The sequence below is a fragment of the Streptomyces sp. NBC_00443 genome, assembly GCF_036014175.1.
In the GTDB taxonomy this organism is placed as follows: domain Bacteria; phylum Actinomycetota; class Actinomycetes; order Streptomycetales; family Streptomycetaceae; genus Streptomyces.
Genome location: NZ_CP107917.1, coordinates 7,846,571 through 7,865,182 on the forward strand (window position 1 = coordinate 7,846,571; position 18,612 = coordinate 7,865,182).

Annotated in this window: 12 protein-coding genes and 1 pseudogene; 7 read left to right on the plus strand and 6 right to left on the minus strand. The window is 69.9% G+C overall.

Annotated elements, in window-relative coordinates:
• Positions 1–241: 241 nt before the first annotated feature.
• From OHO27_RS35730 to OHO27_RS35750, 5 genes and pseudogenes are all read left to right on the plus strand, one after another.
• A complete protein-coding gene (locus OHO27_RS35730) occupies positions 242–3,085 on the plus strand; it encodes a sensor histidine kinase (protein WP_328429073.1) in 2,844 nt (947 codons plus the stop codon).
• Complete coding sequence (locus tag OHO27_RS35735) at positions 3,082–3,519, plus strand: roadblock/LC7 domain-containing protein (RefSeq protein WP_328429074.1); 438 nt, start codon at positions 3,082–3,084, stop codon at positions 3,517–3,519. Before OHO27_RS35730 ends, OHO27_RS35735 begins: the two co-directional genes overlap by 4 nt.
• A 9-nt stretch (positions 3,520–3,528) precedes the next feature.
• Positions 3,529–3,924, plus strand: coding sequence for a DUF742 domain-containing protein (locus OHO27_RS35740; RefSeq protein WP_328429075.1), 396 nt, complete (start codon positions 3,529–3,531; stop codon positions 3,922–3,924).
• A 24-nt stretch (positions 3,925–3,948) separates the two neighbouring features.
• Positions 3,949–7,598 (plus strand): annotated as a pseudogene (locus tag OHO27_RS35745) (hydantoinase B/oxoprolinase family protein).
• The gene (locus OHO27_RS35750) at positions 7,579–8,184 is read left to right on the plus strand and encodes a GTP-binding protein (protein ID WP_328429076.1); all 606 of its coding nucleotides are present in this window, start codon (positions 7,579–7,581) and stop codon (positions 8,182–8,184) included. The pseudogene OHO27_RS35745 and the gene OHO27_RS35750 overlap by 20 nt, the downstream one beginning before the upstream one ends.
• Before the next feature lie 118 nt (positions 8,185–8,302).
• Here the strand turns inward: OHO27_RS35750 and glpK are convergent, their stop codons facing one another.
• The 5 genes from glpK to OHO27_RS35775 form a co-directional block, all read right to left on the minus strand.
• Positions 8,303–9,823 (minus strand): glycerol kinase GlpK, encoded by a 1,521-nt coding sequence (glpK, locus tag OHO27_RS35755; protein WP_328429077.1) that lies wholly within the window; start codon positions 9,821–9,823, stop codon positions 8,303–8,305.
• A gap of 19 nt (positions 9,824–9,842) precedes the next feature.
• Positions 9,843–10,640, minus strand: coding sequence for an MIP/aquaporin family protein (locus OHO27_RS35760; protein WP_328429078.1), 798 nt, complete (start codon positions 10,638–10,640; stop codon positions 9,843–9,845).
• A gap of 484 nt (positions 10,641–11,124) precedes the next feature.
• Positions 11,125–12,777, minus strand: a complete 1,653-nt coding sequence (locus OHO27_RS35765) for a GGDEF domain-containing protein (protein ID WP_328429079.1) — start codon at positions 12,775–12,777, stop codon at positions 11,125–11,127.
• Between the two features lie 167 nt (positions 12,778–12,944).
• The gene (locus OHO27_RS35770; RefSeq protein WP_328429080.1) at positions 12,945–14,135 is read right to left on the minus strand and encodes a lipid-transfer protein; all 1,191 of its coding nucleotides are present in this window, start codon (positions 14,133–14,135) and stop codon (positions 12,945–12,947) included.
• Positions 14,132–14,578: a Zn-ribbon domain-containing OB-fold protein gene (locus OHO27_RS35775; protein ID WP_443059654.1), complete on the minus strand. Its 447-nt coding sequence runs from the start codon at positions 14,576–14,578 to the stop codon at positions 14,132–14,134. Before OHO27_RS35775 ends, OHO27_RS35770 begins: the two co-directional genes overlap by 4 nt.
• 176 nt (positions 14,579–14,754) lie before the next feature.
• Between OHO27_RS35775 and OHO27_RS35780 the strand changes: the two genes are divergently transcribed.
• A complete protein-coding gene (locus OHO27_RS35780) occupies positions 14,755–15,561 on the plus strand; it encodes a M15 family metallopeptidase (RefSeq protein WP_328429081.1) in 807 nt (268 codons plus the stop codon).
• A 49-nt stretch (positions 15,562–15,610) separates the two neighbouring features.
• Positions 15,611–16,147: an NUDIX domain-containing protein gene (locus OHO27_RS35785; RefSeq protein ID WP_328429082.1), complete on the plus strand. Its 537-nt coding sequence runs from the start codon at positions 15,611–15,613 to the stop codon at positions 16,145–16,147.
• Here the strand turns inward: OHO27_RS35785 and OHO27_RS35790 are convergent.
• Positions 16,138–18,516 (minus strand): glycoside hydrolase family 31 protein, encoded by a 2,379-nt coding sequence (locus OHO27_RS35790; RefSeq protein ID WP_328429083.1) that lies wholly within the window; start codon positions 18,514–18,516, stop codon positions 16,138–16,140. The two genes, OHO27_RS35785 and OHO27_RS35790, sit on opposite strands and share 10 nt — an antisense overlap.
• Positions 18,517–18,612 lie beyond the last annotated feature (96 nt).

Below are 18,612 nucleotides of genomic sequence, written 5' to 3' on the forward strand. Positions count from 1 at the left end.
GAAGGTAGATTTCCGGCCAACTGGCCGGACAGACCGGTCCGATCCGTCCTCCGGGATGCCGCGGGATTGCGGGAGGCAATCTCCCGCAATGGCCGGACAACTCCCCATGTCTCGTCACCGGTGCGGAAGTTCAGATTCCGGATCTCTCTTCGAGTTACGTGTGCGTCAGTAGTAGGCTCGCGCCGATTGTTGACGCACATGTGTGCCCCCTGACCGGTGGGGGTTTGAGCTGGGGGAGGCCATGCGCTTTCGCGGGACGTCGATCCGCCGGAAGATGGTGGCGCTGCTTCTCGTGCCGCTGGTGTCCCTCACCGCGATCTGGGGCTTCGCCACGGTACTCACAGGGCGAGGTGCGGCGCAGCTCTTCACGGTGTCGTCCCTCGTCGAGAAGATCGGCTACTCCACTGAGGACGCCGTCCGCGTCCTTCAGCAGGAACGTCGCCAGGCGCTGGTCTATCTTGCCGACCGCCGGGCCTCGGACGCGCTGTCCGCACTGCGGGTCACCCGCAACGCCACCGACGCCGCCGTCGCCGAGATCCGCAAGAACGCCAAGGATCCCGACGTCCGCGACGGGCTGGACCAGGGCGACAGCGAGCGCCTCACTGCCGTCCTGGACGCCTTCGACGGCATCAACCCCCTGCGTCGCAGCGTCGAGGACGGAACGGTGAGCCGCGCCGACGCCCTCCACCAGTACAACCTTCTCGTGGACCCCTGCTACACCCTCCTGGCATCCCTCGACGGCGTCGACAACGTGGCGATGGACAAGCAGGCCCGCGCCCTTCTCAATGTCACCCGCGCCCGCGAACTGCTCTCCCGTGAGGACGCGTTGCTCAGTTCCGCCCTCGTGGTGGGCAAGCTCTCCCGGGACGAGATACGCGACGTCTCCGATCTCGTCGCCCAGCGCACCCTCATGTACGAGGTCAGCCTGACGGACCTGCCCTCGTCCGAGCGGGTTCGCTACGAGCGCTTCTGGAAGAACGCCTCCACCGCTCCGCTGCGAGTCGCCGAGCAGGACCTCGTCTCCTCCGAGCCGGGCAGGTCCAGCACAGTCGACGCAAAGCGCTGGGACACCGTCGCCGGCGGCGCCCTCGAGGAGCTCAGCAAACTCAACGACGAGGCGGGCGCCCGCTACCAGGACCGCGTCAGTCCCGTCGCGATGGGCGTCATCATCAAGGCGGCCCTCGCCGGCGTCGTCGGCCTGCTCGCCCTGCTGTTCTCCCTCTTCCTCTCCGTGCGCATCGGCCGCAGCCTCGTGCGCGACCTGCGGCAGCTGCGCCTCGATGCCCACGAGGCCTCCGGCGTACGACTGCCCAGCGTGATGCGGCGCCTCTCCGCCGGAGAACAGGTCGACGTGGAGACCGAGGTCCCGCGCCTGGAGTACGACAAGAACGAGATCGGCGAGGTCGGACAGGCCCTCAACACCCTGCAGCGCGCCGCCGTCGAGGCCGCCGTCAAGCAGGCAGAACTGCGCGCCGGGGTCTCCGAGGTCTTCGTCAACCTCGCCCGCCGCAGCCAGGTCCTCCTCCACAAGCAGCTCACCCTCCTCGACACCATGGAACGCCGGACCGAGGACACCGACGAACTCGCCGACCTGTTCCGCCTGGACCACCTGACGACCCGTATGCGCCGGCACGCCGAGGGCCTGGTGATCCTCTCCGGCGCCGCCCCTTCCCGGCAATGGCGCAAGCCCGTGCAGCTCATGGACGTCGTGCGCGCCGCGGTCGCCGAGGTCGAGGACTACGAGCGCATCGAGGTCCGCCGCCTGCCCCGCGTCGCTGTCACGGGCCCGGCCGTCGCGGACATCACCCATCTCGTGGCCGAACTCCTGGAGAACGCGACGGTGTTCTCCCCGCCACACACCGCCGTCCAGGTTCTGGGCGAGCGGGTCGCCAACGGCTTCACCCTGGAGATCCACGACCGAGGCCTGGGTATGGCGGCCGACGTCCTACTGGACGCCAACCTCCGACTCGCCGAGACACCCGAGTTCGAGCTGTCCGACACCGACCGGCTCGGTCTGTTCGTCGTCAGCCGGCTCGCCCAGCGGCAGAACGTCCGGGTCTCGCTGCAGCCGTCGCCGTACGGCGGCACCACCGCCGTCGTGTTCATCCCCGACGCGCTGCTCACCGACGACGTCCCGGACACCAATGGCATCGGGTTCCGACTCGACCGGCCCACGCCCTCGAAGGAGGCCGAGCTGGAGGAGTCGCGCCGGGCCGCGCTCTCCCAGGTGCCGGCTCGCGTGCCCGGCCTGCCCGCCGCGCTCCTCGACGGTCCGGTCGAGCTGGAGGCCCCGGTCGATCTCGACGCCCTCAGTGACTTCCCGGACGCGCTCGGCGACGAGGACGGAGAACGCGGCGGCCTCTTCCGCCCGCGTCGTACCCTCGCCCCCATGGAGGACGAAGCGACGGGCCCGCACGGACCCCAGCACCCGGTCTCCGGCATCCACGGCGGGCCGGACGACGCAGACCCGGACGACGACGCGAGCGCGCCTGTCCCGCTGCCCCGCCGCGGGACGCCCAAGCTGGTCAGCTCGCACGGACGCCCGGTCACCGAGCAGCGCTCCCGGTGGGAGAAGGCAGACGCCGAGTCGTCGACAGGCCCGAGCCGCCCGCAGCCGAACGGCCTCGCTCCGCTGCCGTCCCGGCGCCGCGCCACGGGATCCCACGGCGAGGGAGCCGGCGCGCCGGACCGGATCGGTGACCGTGCCGACGCAGCGCCCTCCACCGGGCACGACCACGGTGGGCCGCCGGAGGCCCCGGCTCTCCCGAGGCGCACACGACGCCCCGCGATCACCTCGGGCGACTCCGCCCCGAACGCGACCGCCCCGGCCCAGGAGGCCGGCTCCGGCACGGGAGCGCTGCCCCGGCGCGTACGCCAGGCCAGCCTGGCTCCGCAGCTCAAACAGGGCCCGGCACCGCGCACCGAGGAGAAGCCGGAGCTCGCCGAGCGGGACGCGGACGAGGTCCGCAGCCGAATGGCCTCCCTCCAGCGCGGCTGGCAGCGCGGCCGCCAGGAGAACGCCGCGGGCGACGACGCCCACAGCGGCACAGCACCACAACGAACGACTAAGGGGGACGGTCGATGACCGCACCGAAAGCGACCGGCCACACCGCGACCAACCGGTCCGGAGAGCTCAACTGGCTCCTCGACGACCTGGTGGACCGCGTCGCCAGCATTCGCAAGGCCCTCGTGCTCTCCGGCGACGGCCTGCCGACGGGGGTGTCCAAGGACCTGACCCGCGAGGACAGCGAGCACCTGGCTGCCGTCGCGTCCGGCTTCCACAGCCTTGCCAAGGGCGTGGGCCGCCACTTCGAGGCGGGCAACGTCCGGCAGACCGTCGTCGAGCTCGATGACGCCTTCCTGTTCGTGACGGCCGCCGGGGACGGCAGCTGCCTCGCGGTGCTCTCGGACGCCGACTCCGACGTCGGTCTGGTCGCGTACGAGATGACCCTCCTCGTCAAGCGTGTCGGCGTGCATCTGGGTACCGCTCCGCGCACCGATCTGCCCGCAGGCGGGTAGTGGGATGGCATGAGCGCAGACGGTCAGGGAAGAAGCCACTGGTTCGACGACGAGGCCGGACCGGTCGTCCGTCCGTACGCCATGACGCGCGGCCGCACCTCCAGTGCGGCCCAGCACCGCCTCGACCTGATCGCGGTGGTCGTCACGGAACCGCAGGCGGACGATCCGGAGGCGGACTCGACGCTGTCCCCGGAACATGTGGACATCGTCGGACTGTGCCGTGACGCCCCGCAGTCCGTGGCCGAACTCTCCGCCGAGCTCGATCTGCCCATCGGTGTCGTACGGGTTCTCGTCGGAGATCTCGTGGACTCGGAATTCGTCCATGTGAACCGGCCGGTACCGCCTGCCGAGCTGGTGGACGAGAGTATTCTGCGCGACGTGATCAACGGCCTGCGGGCGCTGTGAGCGGCGCGGAAGCGGGGTAGTGACGTGACAGGCTGGCAGTTCTGGGTCGACCGAGGCGGCACGTTCACGGACATCGTCGCGCGACGCCCGGACGGCCGTCTGCTGACGCACAAGCTGCTGTCGGAGAATCCGGCGCGATACTCCGACGCGGCCGTGGCGGGCGTGAGCCAACTGCTGGACGGCTCCGAGGACCCCATCGAGGCCGTCCGTATGGGCACCACGGTCGCCACCAACGCCCTCCTCGAGCGCAAGGGCGAGCGGACCCTCCTCGTCATCACCAGCGGGTTCCGCGACGCCCTGCGCATCGCCTACCAGAACCGCCCCCGCATCTTCGCCCGCCGCATCGAACTGCCCGAGCTGCTGTACGAACGGGTCGTCGAGGTCGACGAGCGCATCGCCGCCGACGGCACCCTTCTGCACGCTCCCGACCTGGACGCCCTCGCCGGCCCCCTCCAGGACGCGTACGACGACGGGATCCGCGCCGTCGCTGTGGTCTGTATGCACAGCCACCTCCACCCCGCCCACGAACAGGCTGTCGGAGAGCTCGCCGACCGCATCGGCTTCCCGCAGATCTCGCTGTCCAGCGAGGTCAGCCCCTTGATGAAGCTCGTCCCGCGCGGGGACACCGCCGTCGTCGACGCCTACCTCTCGCCCGTCCTGCGCCGTTACGTCCAGCACGTCGCCGACGAACTCGAAGGCGTGCGGCTGATGTTCATGCAGTCCAACGGCGGCCTCGCCGAAGCAGGACAGTTCCGCGGCAAGGACGCCATCCTCTCCGGGCCAGCCGGCGGCATCGTCGGCATGGCCCGCATGTCGCAGCTCGCCGGCTTCGAGCGCGTCATCGGCTTCGACATGGGCGGTACGTCGACCGACGTCTCGCATTTCGCGGGTGAGTACGAACGCGTCTTCACCACACAGATCGCCGGTGTCAGGCTGCGCGCCCCCATGCTGGACATCCACACCGTCGCGGCCGGCGGCGGCTCGGTCCTCCACTTCGACGGGTCCCGCTACCGCGTAGGGCCGGACTCGGCGGGCGCGGACCCGGGCCCTGCCTGCTACCGGGGCGGCGGGCCGCTCGCAGTCACCGACGCCAACGTCATGCTCGGCCGCATCCAACCCGCCCACTTTCCCAAGGTGTTCGGACCCGATGGGGACCAGCCTCTCGACGACGCCCTCGTCCGTGAGCGCTTCACCGCCCTCGCGCACGAGATCCGCGAGAAGAGCGGCGACGACCGAACGCCCGAGCAGGTCGCCGAGGGCTACCTGCAGATCGCGGTCGCCAACATCGCCAACGCCGTGAAGCGGATCTCCGTCCAGAAGGGCCACGACGTCACCCGCTACGCCCTCACCACCTTCGGCGGTGCGGGCGGCCAGCACGCGTGCATGGTCGCCGACTCGCTCGGCATCCGCACGGTTCTCGTACCCCCCATGGCCGGCGTCCTCTCCGCGCTCGGCATCGGCCTCGCCGACACGACGTCCATGCGTGAACAGTCCGTCGAGGCACCTCTGCACGCCGCCTCGATGCCCGGGATCCTGAAGACCGCCGACGACCTGGAAGCAGCCGCCCGCACCGAACTCCTCGACGAGGACATCCCCGAGGACCGCATCCGGATCACCCGCCGCGCCCAACTCCGCTACGACGGCACCGACACCACCCTCACCGTCGAGCTCACCGAGCCCGACACGATGAGGCGCGCCTTCGAAGAACGTCATCGCGCCACGTACTCCTTCACCCTCGACCGCCCGGTCGTCGTCGAAGCCCTCTCCGTCGAAGCCACAGGCATCACCGAACCCCCGATCTCTCCGCTCTCGCCCCTCACGAAGCCGCCCCTGAAGGCAGCCCGGCATCCCCGGGCACCGTCCCCCTCCACACGGGCGGCACCTGGCGCGACGTACCCCTCCACCGCCGGGAGCACCTGCCTCCCGGCGAAACCGTCACCGGCCCGGCGATCATCACCGAGGCCAGTGCGACGACCGTCGTCGACGACGGCTGGCAAGCCGCGACGACCTACGACGGGCATCTGGTCATGGAACGCACGGCGGTTACGCAGAGTTCCGATCTCGACACGCAAGCCGACCCGGTTCTTCTCGAGGTCTTCAACAACCTCTTCATGTCCATCGCCGAACAGATGGGCGCCCGCCTCGAATCCACCGCCCAGTCCGTCAACATCAAGGAGCGTCTGGACTTCTCCTGCGCGCTCTTCGACCCGGACGGAAACCTGGTGGCCAACGCCCCGCACATCCCCGTCCACCTGGGCTCGATGGGCACGAGCGTCCAGGAGGTCATCCGGCGCCGCGGCTCCCGGATGCGCCCCGGCGACACCTACGCCGTCAACGACCCGTACCACGGCGGCACCCACCTGCCCGACGTCACCGTGATCACCCCGGTCTTCGGCACGGAACCCACGACGAACACGGAGGGTGAGCCGGAGATCCTCTTCTACGTCGCCTCACGTGGCCACCACGCAGAGATCGGCGGCATCGCTCCAGGGTCCATGCCCGCCAACAGCCGCACCATCGAGGAGGAGGGAATCCTCTTCGACAACTGGCTGCTCGCCGAGAACGGCCGCTTCCGCGAGGAGGAGACCCTCCGCCTGCTCACCGAGGCGCCTTACCCGTCGCGCAACCCCGAGACCAACCTCGCCGATCTGCGCGCCCAGATCGCCGCCAACCGCAAGGGCGTCGAGGAAGTCGCCCGGATGATCGAGAACTTCGGTCTCGACGTCGTCCAGGCGTACATGAAGCACGTCCAGGACAATGCGGAGGAAGCGGTACGCAGGGTCATCGACGCCCTGGACGACGGCGAGTACGCCTATGAGACCGACTCGGGAGCGATCATCCGGGTTCGCGTGCGCGTGGACCGCGAGAACCGCTGCGCCACCGTCGACTTCACCGGCACGTCCCAGCAGTTGGCCACGAACTTCAACGCCCCCTTCTCGGTCGTCAACGCGGCTGTCCTGTACGTCTTCCGCACGCTCGTCGCCGACGACATCCCGCTCAACGACGGCTGCCTGCGCCCCATCGACATCGTCGTGCCGCCCGGCTCCATGCTCGCCCCCGAACCCCCGGCAGCGGTCGTCGCGGGCAATGTGGAGACCTCCCAGGCCATCACCGGCGCCCTCTACGCCGCGCTCGGCGTCCAGGCCGAGGGCTCCGGCACCATGAACAACGTCACCTTCGGCAACGAACGGCATCAGTACTACGAGACCGTGGCCTCCGGGTCCGGAGCGGGTGACGGGTTCCCCGGCGCGCCCGTCGTCCAGACCCATATGACCAACTCGCGGCTCACCGATCCCGAAGTGCTGGAATGGCGACTGCCCGTACAGCTCGACGAGTTCGCCGTACGAGGCGGCAGTGGCGGGGCCGGGCAGTGGCGCGGCGGGGACGGCGCGGTGCGCCGCATCCGCTTCCACGAGCCCATGACTGTCTCCACCCTTTCCCAGCACCGCAGGGTCCCGCCGTACGGCATGGCGGGCGGCGAACCCGGCGCGCTGGGAGCCAACCGCGTCGAGCACGCGGACGGCACGGTCACCGCACTCGGCGCAAGCGACTCGGCGGACGTCGGAGCCGGCGACGTACTCGTCATCGAAACCCCTGGCGGCGGAGGCTACGGCCCTCCGTCGCGCGACCCCCATCAAGCAGGAGAAGAGATCGATGATCTTCGGGCGTTCTGAGCGCGGGAAGCCTCCGGTCGAGCCCGTCACGCTCAAGATCCTGGTGGCCGGCGGCTTCGGCGTGGGCAAGACCACCCTCGTCGGCGCGGTCAGCGAGATCAGGCCACTGCGCACCGAGGAACTGCTCACGGAGGCCGGACGCCCGGTCGACGACACGAGCGGTGTCGAGGGCAAGCGCACCACCACCGTGGCCATGGACTTCGGGCGCATCACCCTGCGCGAGGACCTGGTGCTGTACCTCTTCGGTACGCCCGGCCAGGAGCGGTTCTGGTTCATGTGGGACGAGCTGTCCGAGGGCGCGCTGGGCGCTGTCGTGCTCGCCGCCACCCGGCGCCTCGAGGACTGCTTCGCGGCCGTGGACTACTTCGAGAGGCGCTCCATACCCTTCCTCATCGGCGTCAACTGCTTCGAGGGGTCCGCCCGTTACCCGGCGGAGGACATCCGGCAGGCGCTCGACCTCGACGACGGCGTACCGCTGCTGCTGTGCGATGCCCGCGACCGGGAGTCCGTCAAGGAGATCCTCATCGGCGTCGTCCAGCACGCGATGGCCTACCAGGCGGACCGCCGGCAGACCGTGACCACCTGAAGCCCGCTGGACGGGCACGGCCCGTACCCCCGCCGACCGGGGTACGAGCCGTGGCTCATGGCACGCGCGCGTGGCTCACGCGGAGCGCACGCACGCGTGGACCGCCTTTGGAGCGCGGTCAGCTCTCGCCGTCCTCCAGCCAGCCGAAGCTCTTCTCCACCGCCTTGCGCCAGCTGTGGTACTCGCGGTCCCGCTCCTGGGCGCCCATGGTCGGCGTCCACTCGACGTCCTTCGCCCAGTGCGCCTTGAGCTCGTCCAGGTCGTTCCACACGCCGGTGGCCAGCCCCGCCGCGTAAGCGGCACCGAGGCAGGTCGTCTCGGAGATCTTGGGCCGGATCACCGGCACGTCGAGCACGTCCGCCTGGTGCTGCATGAGCAGGTTGTTCTTCGTCATGCCGCCGTCGACCTTCAGGGTCGTGATGTGCACGCCGGAGTCCTGGTACATGGCGTCCACGACCTCGCGCGTCTGCCAGCTCGTCGCCTCCAGCACCGCGCGCGCGAGGTGCGCCTTGGTGACGTATCGCGTCAGTCCGGTGACCACCCCGCGCGCGTCGGAACGCCAGTACGGCGCGAACAGGCCGGAGAAGGCGGGCACGATGTACGCGCCGCCGTTGTCCTCGACGCTTGCCGCAAGCGGCTCGATCTCGTCGGCGGTGCTGATGATGCCGAGCTGGTCGCGGAACCACTGGACCAGCGCACCCGTTATGGCTATTGCCCCCTCCAGGCAGTACACGGGCGCTTCGCTGCCGATCTTGTAGCCCATGGTCGTCAGCAGCCCGCTCTTCGACGGCACCGGCCGGTTGCCGGTGTTGAGCAGCAGGAAGCTGCCCGTGCCGTAGGTGTTCTTCGCGGTTCCCACGTCGTAGCACGCCTGCCCGAACACGGCTGCCTGCTGGTCGCCCAGCGCAGAGGCGACCGGCACCCCGGCCAGTTGTCCGACGGCGGTGCCGTACACCTCCGAGGAGGACTTGATCTCCGGGAGTACTGCCTCGGGGACGTTCATGGCGGACAGGATCGAGGGGTCCCACTGGAGGGTCTCCAGGTTCATCAGCATGGTGCGTCCGGCGTTCGTCACGTCGGTGACGTGGTGCCCGCCGTCCGTGCCGCCGGTGAGGTTCCAGATCAGCCAGGAGTCGATCGTGCCGAAGGCGATCTCGCCGCGGTCGGCGCGGTCCCTGAGGCCGGGCACGTTGTCCAGCAGCCAGGCCGCCTTGGGGCCGGAGAAGTAGCTGGCCAGCGGCAGTCCGGTCTGCTCACGGAACCGATCCTGACCGTCGGAGCCCCCCAGCTGGTTGCACAGCGCCGCCGTACGGGTGTCCTGCCACACGATCGCGTTGTGCACCGGCTTGCCCGTCGCGCGGTCCCACAGAACCGTCGTCTCGCGCTGGTTGGTGATCCCGAGCGCGCTGAGCTGGTCGGCACGCAGTCCGGCCTTGGCAATCGCGCCGGCGACCACCGCCTGCACCTTGGACCAGATCTCGGTGGCGTCGTGCTCCACCCAGCCGGGCTTGGGGAAGATCTGGCGGTGCTCGCGCTGGTCGACGGCGACGATGGCGCCGTTCTGGTTGAAGACGATGCAGCGGCTGGAGGTGGTGCCCTGGTCGATTGCGGCGACGTACTTTTCGGCACTGTCCGTCATGGCTACCCCTTGGGCTGATTCAGAAGGCTGCGTTGTAGATGAGGCCACCGAGCAGGCCGCCGATCAGTGGACCGACGACCGGGATCCACGAGTAGCCCCAGTCGGACGTGCCCTTGTTCGGGATCGGCAGGAAGGTGTGGATGATGCGCGGTCCGAGGTCACGTGCCGGGTTGATGGCGTACCCGGTCGGGCCACCCAGGGAGAGGCCGATGCCGACGACCAGGAGTGAGACGAGCAGGATCGCGATGCCGGAGCCGTAGATGCCGTCGGCCTGTCCCGCGACCTGTCCGATGCCGATGCCCTCGACGTGCCTGTTGTTGCCGACCAGCGCCAGGATGGGCAGCACCAGGGCGATGGTGGCGAGGATCTCGGTGATCAGGTTGGCGATCGGGTTCCGGATCTCCGGGATCGTGGAGAAGATGCCGAGTGTCGGAACCGGTTCGTCCGCCGTGCCTTCTGTGGTGCCCGTCTGCCGTACGTTCGCCTGGAACTGGGCATAGTACGTGAGGTAGCACAGCACTGCGCCGATCATGGCGCCGGTGATCTGGCCGAGCAGATAGACCCAGACCTTGTCCCACACGCCGGTGTCGACGGCGAGACCGAAGGTGACGGCCGGGTTGATCACACCGCCGGAGAGCGGAGCGGCGGTGTAGGCGCCCGCCAGCACACCGAAGCCCCAGCCGAACGCGATCACCACCCAGCCGGCGGCGCGTGCCTTGGAGAATCTCAGAGTGACGGCGGCGCAGACGCCGGCGCCGAACAGGATCAGGATCGCCGTACCGATCATCTCGCCGACGAATATGTCTCCGTTGGTCATGGCGGCTCCTTGGCCGTGGCCCGGGGTGATCGACCCCGGACCTCCGTGCAGGGTGCGTTTCCCTTGGCTACTTCAGCCGAAGGCAGGGAACGGTCCCGCGCCCCGCCCGGCGTCCGTGACGAGCGTGCCGTCGCAGCCGACTCGCCCGTGGGGAAAGGGGGCTCTGGTCCAGGCGCAACCGCGCGGCGCAGTGCGTGGATACGCCGAGAATGTACGGCGATGTCGACTGACACCGGGAAGTGTTCACCGGCGTCCATGGGGCGTCAAGGTCGCGGACGTCAACGGTTGAGGGCATGCCCACGGTCACGGACCGTCGTGGCCGGGCTCGCGGTACGCCACTCGCGGGCGGGACGGGCACCGGGGCCCCGCCGAGGCCGGCAGGCAGGCCAGTTCCTGCCGGACCCGACGGGGGCCGATGATGATGTTGGCACTGAGGCCGTACGGACGCCGCCTCGGCCTCCGCCGACCTGGTAGGAGAAGCGTCTCACCCTCTGCCCGGCTCCGCCACCGCCCACTCGGCCCGGGCCGTCGCCTCGTCCACCCCGCGAAGGATCTCGTGCCCGGGGAGCCCAGGCCGGCCCAGCACCCAGCTCGCTCCACTCAGTGATTTCGCGGCCTTCTTCAGCGGCGCCAGACAGGCGGCTGCCTGCCGGTGGTCCGTGACGCTGCCCGGCTCGCACAGGACCGTGGCCAGGGACATCGTGATGACAAGTCCCCCCGCGGACCAGGGCGCGTCCAGCACAGAGGTGGCCAGCGGATCCAGCCCCTCCGGATCCGCCAGCACCAGGAAGTCGTCCCCGCCGATGTGGCCCACGCGGATACTGTCCGTCGCCGCGTGCTGCAGGACCCGTCCGACGGACCGGATCAGCTCGTCGCCCGCCGCGAACCCGGCACCGTCGTTGACCTGCTTGAAGTGGTCCACATCCAGCCAGCTCAGCGCGAATCTCCGGCCGTCCGCGATCCGCCGGTCCACCTCACCGGTGATCGCGTCCGAACCGGGCAGCCGGGTCAGTGGGTTGAGCCCCGCGGCCTCCTCGACGCGATTCTCGGCGAGAGCTCGCACGAGGTCCGCGAGCCGTACGACCCCCACGCAGCGGCCGTACCGGTCGACCACCGCCACGTCGTCCGACGTACGGTTGCTCCCGCCGTCCGCGACCACGTCCAGCACCTCCCACGCGGTGGCGTCGACACCGACGGTGCGTGGGGGATCTCCGAGCTTGGCCGCGGGCCGGTCCGCGTACAGGGCATGGCCGTAGCGGCCCGACATCGACAGCAGGAAGCGGGAACGGTGCACCGACCGCACCGGGACGCCGCTCCGGTCCACCAGGAGCACCCCGGACACGTCAGGCGACCCGGTCAGCAGCGCCCGCACCTGGCCCGCGGACGCGGTGGCGGGTAACAACGCGGCCGGCCGCACGAACTCCCGTACAGACGGTCCCGACCGTGGCGTCACCGACAGTCCGGGGGAGCGCGGCGGAACGTATACCTCCGCCGCGGGCAGCCGAGCCGGCGGGGCGAACAGCTCCCCCTGCGCCAGCTGCGCACCGGCCGACCGCGCGGACGCGCACTGGAGCTCCGTCTCGACACCCTCGACGCACAGGAGTGCACCCTGCTGCTCGCACAGCGTCCGCATCGCCCGCACCGCGGCTGGGCGTGCCAGCAGGGACGAGTCGAGCTTGACGAGGTCCGGCGCCATGTCCGTGAGCAGGCGCAGCGGGAGGTCTCCGTCTCCGACGCCGTCCGCGCTGATCCGGAAGCCCTGGTTCCGAAGTGCGCCGATCGCCTCCATCAGCGCGTGGTGCGGCACGTGCGTGTACGGCGGACCGATGTCGATCGTCACCTCCCACGGCAGCCGCCCCGCCGCGCGCACGGCGTCGTGCAGCGGTGTGAGCCCACCGAGGTCGGCGAGGGTACCGGCGAACACATTGACGTACAGGGGCAGCAACGTCTCCTTGCGGGCCGCCGCACGGAACGCCAACACGGCGAGTCGGCCGTCGAGTTCGGGATCGCGGCGCGCCTCGGCCAGGACGTCGCCGGTCTCCGGGCGGGCGAGAATCTCCAGTCCCGCGACTCCACCGGTCGTCAGATTGACCACCGGTTGGAAGGCGAAGCGGAGAGTATCCGTCCAGGAGTCCACGGGAGCATGATGTCGCCGCCGAAGCCCGCCCGAGCCCAGTTCATGAGACGTTCACGCAGGATTCCGGGTTGCTCACGCAGTGTAGAAATGCCACGTCGTCCGTGGTGATGTGGCGGCGACGCCACGCTCACAACCGCATGTATCAGGGTCCGGCGAACCCTGATGACTCATCGCACCGCGACCACGGCCGACCCGTGCCCGAACAGTCCCTGGTTGGCGGCGATTCCCACACGTGCCCCGGTGACCTGCCGGTCGGCCGCGACTCCTCTCAACTGCCAGGTGAGTTCGCATACTTGGGCGATCGCCTGGGCCGGAACCGCCTCTCCGAAGGAAGCCAGACCGCCGCTCGCGTTCACCGGTATTCGCCCGCCCAGTGCCGTTGAGCCCTCCCTCAGCAGCTTCACGGCTTCCCCCTCGCCGCACAGCCCCAGATCCTCGTACCACTGCAACTCCAGCGCCGTGGACAGGTCGTAGACCTCTGCCAGGGAGAGATCCTCGGGGGCGATGCCGGCTTCCTGATAGGCCGCACGCGCGATCGACTCCCGGAATGTCTCGGCCGCCGGTTGCACTGCCACTGTCGAGTCGGTCGCGATGTCGGGCAGATCCAGGACGCTGTTGGGGTAACGCGGTGTCACGGTGGACACTGCCCGGATCCGCACCGGATCCACGGCTCCGTGCCGACGCGCGAACTCCATACCGGCCAGCACGAGCGCGGCACCTCCGTCCGAGGTCGCGCAGATGTCGAGCAGCCGTAGGGGATCGGCGACCACGGCGGAGGCGGCGACCTCCTCGGCGGTGACGGGTTTGCGGTAGCGGGCGTACGGATTGAGCGCACCCACTGCGGCGTTCTTCACCTTGACCTGCGCGAAGTCCTCCGGTGTGTCCCCGTGCACGGCCATCCGCCGGCGCGCGTACAACCCGAAGTACGTCGGATTGGTCGCACCGAGAGTGCGGAAGCGAAGCCAGTCCGGATCGTCGGGCCGGTCGCCGCCCGCAGGCCGGAAGAAGCCCTTGGGAGCCGCGTCGGCACCCACCACCAGCACCACGTCCGCCAGCCCCGAAAGTATCTGCGCCCGAGCCGTGTTGATGGCCTGCGCCCCGGACGCGCACGCCGCGTACACGCTCGTGACCCGGGCCCCCTGCCAGCCGAGCGCCTTCGCGAACGTCGCCCCCGCCACATACCCCGGATAGCCGCCCCGCACGGTGTCCGCACCGACGATCGACCCGATGTCCCGCCACTCGAGTCCCGCGTCGGCGAGGGCCGCGCGAGACGCCACCACGCCGTACTCGACGAAGCTGCGTCCCCACTTGCCCCACGGGTGCATACCCGCGCCCAGCACCGCCACCTCGTCCGTCATGCCGTCACCCCCGTCGGCCGCCACTGCCACGTCGTCCAGATCGTCTCCGCGTCCTCATGCAGCACGCCGGGGACGACCACCACCTCCATGCCCACCGTCAAATCGGCGACGGTGACCCCGGGAACCGCCTGTCCCAGCACCACGAGGCGCTCGGACTCCAGCTCCACAGCGATCAACGCGCAGGGTTCCCACGGAAGTTCCGGGTTGGTCACATAGGGTGACGGGGGCCGGTACCGGCTGTCCGTGTACGACCACACGCGCCCCCGCCGCGAGAGCGGGATCTCTTCCAGGTCACCGCCCGGGCAGTCGGGGTTGCGGCAGTGAGCGTCCTCGCGCGGAAAGAAGACCGAGGTGCAGGCCGAGCATCGGGTGCCGAGGAGGCGGAAGTCGGTTTCGTCCCCGGCGAACCATCTGGCGATCACCGGTGTGCGCGTGCGTGGCATAGCCTCTCCTGACCGTCCGATCTGACGGAACGTCAGAAGTCTGCCATGGGCGACGGAAAAGCGGCAGGGCCGCCTGGGCTCACCGGCGGCCGGGCCGGCCTTCCTGTCCGGCTTTCGGGGTGGAATGCAACCGATCGCTTCCGAGACGGAACTCACTCCTGATAGATGCAGGAGGCATGACACGACTCTCGACCGCGGTACGGGGACTCGTCACCATGCTCGCCACCCTCCTCGCCGTGACCGCCGCCCCAACAGTTGCCCTGGCGAAGCCAGACCCCAGAGCGCCGAAGGACTTCGTGGCGCTGGGAACCGTGGACCCGACCATCGTTGAGGAGATGCGGTACTTCACCCCGCACAACTTCGTGGGCGAGCGCATCGACGGGTACCGACAGCCCCTGTGCATCCTCACCCGACCCGCCGCAGAGGCCCTCCACAAGGCCCAGCGGCGGCTGTTGCGCCAGGGCTACACGCTCAAGGTGTACGACTGCTACCGCCCGCAACGCGCCGTCGACCACTTCGTGCGCTGGGCCGAGGACCTCGACGATGAGGCCATGAAAAACGAGTTCTACCCGAACGTCGACAAGTCCCGTCTGTTCGCGGACGGTTACATCGCCGAGAAGTCCGGGCACAGCCGCGGCTCGACCATGGACCTCACGATCGTCAGGCTCCCGCCGAAGCCCACCAGGCCGTACGTCCCAGGAGAGCCCCTCGTCCCCTGCTACGCACCCAGGGCCGAGCGCTTCCCCGACAACTCCGTCGACATGGGCACCGGCTTCGACTGTTTCGACACCCTGTCCCACACCCTCGACCCGCGCATCCAGGGCGAACAACGGACCAGCCGGCTGCTGCTCAAGCACACCCTCGAAGTCCTCGGTTTCGTGAATCTCGCCGAGGAGTGGTGGCATTACACGTTCAATCCGGAGCCCTATCCGGACACCTACTTCAACTTCCCCGTGTCCTGGAAATCCGTGGCCAGGCGCTAGTGAGGCCCCCCGGAAGACGCCCCTCCACTGATCGGATACAGTCCGCCGCGTGTCCGAAACTCAGCACTCCGCCCCCAACTCCGCAGCGGATTCCCACTGTTCAAGCTGCGGCGCGCCCTACGGAGAGGGCGTCTCCGGCTGGCCCCGCACCTGCCCCGCTTGCGGCGCCGTGGCCTATCGCAATCCGCTGCCGGTAGCGATCGCGCTCCAGCCCGTGTACGACGACCAGGGAACCGCCCTGGTCGTCATCACCCGAACCGTCGCCCCCGCGCGCGGAGGCATCGCCCTGCCCGGCGGCTACATCGACGACCGCGAGGACTGGCGTCAGGCCGTCGTCCGCGAACTCAAGGAAGAGACCGGCATCGACGCGGCCGGCCGCGACGTACGTCTCGTCGATGCGATGAGCTCTCCCGGCGGCCACCTGCTGCTGTTCGGTCTTCTTCCGGAACGGCCGGCCGACCGCCTGCCGACCTCGGCGGCCACGGATGAGACAGAGGGCTGGCACCTCCTGCGCAGGCCGGAGGAGCTCGCCTTCCCGTTGCACACGCTGGCCGTCAGGGCGTTCTTCGAGGGCCGCTACATCTGAGCCGAAGGCTCATCGAGCCCTCGTATGCGCACCGGACGGGGCGAGGCGATCATGCCGTTCTCGCGCTCCAGCTCGACGACCAGCTTTCGGCCTTCCCAGCGGGTGACATACCGCTCGATCTCCGGTTCGTCCTCGCCGTCACCCGTGTCCGGCACGATCAGCCCGCGCCCGGTGCGTCCCGGCGCGGGCGCCCACACCTCCAGTTCCAGCCCTCCGTCGTCCCCACGCACGGGGACGACGGCACCCGAACGCGCCAGCACCGGGATCCGGGGTACGGGCGCGTCCAGGAGAACTTGCCCCGGCCCCTCGTACGCCCGCCCCGTCGCCGTGTCGTACCAGCGCCCTCGCGGCAGCTGCACCGCACGCCGGTCAGCTCCTGGATCCAGCACCGGCGCCACCAGCAGACAGTCGCCCAGCAGAAACGCATCCTCGCAGTCACGCAGCGTGCGGTCCTCCGGAGCCGACCACCACAGGGGACGCACGTACGGCGCCCCTGTGCGCCGGGCCAGATGTGCCAGCGTCACGAAGTACGGCAGCAGCCTGCGGCGCTCGACGAGCGCCACGCGCGCGTGCTCCAGCACCTCCGGACCGAACTCCCACGGCTCCCTGCGCCCTGCCCGCAGACTCGCGTGCGTACGGAACAGCGGCAGATACGCGGCCAGCTGGAACCACCGCAGATACAGCTCCGGCGACGGACTCCCGTCGAATCCGCCCACATCCGGCCCCGAGTACGGCACCCCGCACAGCCCGAGGCCCATGACCAGCGACAGCGACGCCCGCAGCCCCGGCCAGCCTGTGGCCACGTCCCCGGACCAGGTTCCCCCGTAGCGCTGCATGCCGGCCCACCCCGAGCGGGAGAAGACGAAAGGCCGCTCCCGGGGCGCCAGTTCGAGCAGGCCCTCATAGCCGGCCCTCGCCATGCACAGGGCGTAGACGTTGTGAGCCTCCCTGTGGTCCCCGCCTCGCCCTTCCAGGGAGTGCCGGGCCGAACGCGGCAGCGTCGACTCCCCGAAGGCCGCGAACGAGGTCGGCTCGTTCATGTCATGCCAGAAGCCCGAGAAACCCTGCGCCAACCGCTCCTCGTAGAGCCCACCCCACCACTTGCGCACGCGCGCGTGCGTGAAGTCCGGGAAGACTGCTTCCCCGGGCCAGACGACTCCCCGCACGGGACGGCCCGAGGCGTCCCGTACGAACGCGTCCTCGGCCGTACCGCTGTCGTAGACGGCATTGCCGGGTGCCGCCTTGACCGCCGGGTCGACGATGGAAACCAGGCGCACACCGTCCCGGCGCAGGTCCTCGGCGAGCTGCGGCAGTTTGGGGAAGGCATCCTGATCGACCGTGAACACCTGGTGCTCGTCGTAGTGGTCGATGTCCAGATGAACCGCGTCCAAAGGCAGACCACGCTCCTGATAGCCCGAAACGATCCGCCGGACCTCCTGCTCGCTACCGAAACCCCACCGCGCGTGATGGTGGCCCAGCGCCCACGCCGGCGGCAGAGCGGGCGCACCGGTGAGTGCGGCCCAGGCGCGCAGCACGCGCGCGGGGGTACCCACCATGACCCAGCAGCGCAGCGGACCCCCGTCCATCCGCACTTCGCACGTCCCCGCCCGGTCGTGCCCGGATCCTGCGCCCTCCTCGCCCTCCCGCAACGTCACCGTGCCGTCCCACGAGGTGTCGTGGAACACCAGGTGCGTGGCCGCGTCGGCCACCACCACCTGTACGGGCATGGCGATGTAGAGCGGGTCGTCACCAGGACCGAAGGCATGGCCCGGGTCGGTGTTCCACAGCCGGTACGTTCCATCTTTCAGCCGGGGCCCGGACGCCCGCCCACCGAGACCGAAGAAGCGCGCGTCCGCGGCCACCTCCGACCGCTGCATCCACCGTGCCGCCCCACCGTCGACGGGCTCCCACCAGCGTGGCGGCAGGTCACGGCGCAGTGTCACGCCACCGGGCGTCTTCACCTCCACGGCGCCGTGCCGCGAGATGACGACCGTGACCCGCTCGGCCACAACCCGCCAGCCACCGTCCTTGTCGGGCTCCAGCACCGCCCGGGGATCCGGTTCCGGACAGCGACCCGCAAGCGCGTACGACGGCTCGGGAGAGGCCCCGTCCCAGCCCCAGAACACGGCACCGTTCACGGCGACGGTGACCCACAGCTCGGACCGGCTGAACCGGATGACACCACCGCCCGGACCGGGCCGCACTTCCTGCACCGGCCCAGGTACCCGGGCACGCTCCGCTCCCCGCGGCGGCAGCCCCGCCGCGTCGGCCCGCCTCCTGCGCCACGCCGCTCGCACGGTACGCAACCCCTGGGCCGCTCCCACAGAACCGACCACCTTCATCGAACGCACCAGGTCACGACCGTTCATGCTGCTCAGCCTGCCATCGACCGCCCCACACGCGTGTGCCGTTCAACTTCCGTTCACCCGTGCCGGGACCACATCTTCACGACACGGACTGTGTGG

Bases quoted from the DNA above. Each gene is read 5' to 3' on its own strand.
- OHO27_RS35740 (WP_328429075.1), top strand. From the start codon at position 3,529: ATGAGCGCAGACGGTCAGGGAAGAAGCCACTGGTTCGACGACGAGGCC.
- OHO27_RS35750 (WP_328429076.1), top strand. From the start codon at position 7,579: ATGATCTTCGGGCGTTCTGAGCGCGGGAAGCCTCCGGTCGAGCCCGTC.
- OHO27_RS35780 (WP_328429081.1), top strand. From the start codon at position 14,755: ATGACACGACTCTCGACCGCGGTACGGGGACTCGTCACCATGCTCGCC.
- OHO27_RS35775 (WP_443059654.1), bottom strand. From the start codon at position 14,578: ATGCCACGCACGCGCACACCGGTGATCGCCAGATGGTTCGCCGGGGAC.
- OHO27_RS35760 (WP_328429078.1), bottom strand. From the start codon at position 10,640: ATGACCAACGGAGACATATTCGTCGGCGAGATGATCGGTACGGCGATC.
- OHO27_RS35790 (WP_328429083.1), bottom strand. From the start codon at position 18,516: ATGAACGGTCGTGACCTGGTGCGTTCGATGAAGGTGGTCGGTTCTGTG.
- OHO27_RS35770 (WP_328429080.1), bottom strand. From the start codon at position 14,135: ATGACGGACGAGGTGGCGGTGCTGGGCGCGGGTATGCACCCGTGGGGC.
- glpK (WP_328429077.1), bottom strand. From the start codon at position 9,823: ATGACGGACAGTGCCGAAAAGTACGTCGCCGCAATCGACCAGGGCACC.
- OHO27_RS35730 (WP_328429073.1), top strand. From the start codon at position 242: ATGCGCTTTCGCGGGACGTCGATCCGCCGGAAGATGGTGGCGCTGCTT.
- OHO27_RS35735 (WP_328429074.1), top strand. From the start codon at position 3,082: ATGACCGCACCGAAAGCGACCGGCCACACCGCGACCAACCGGTCCGGA.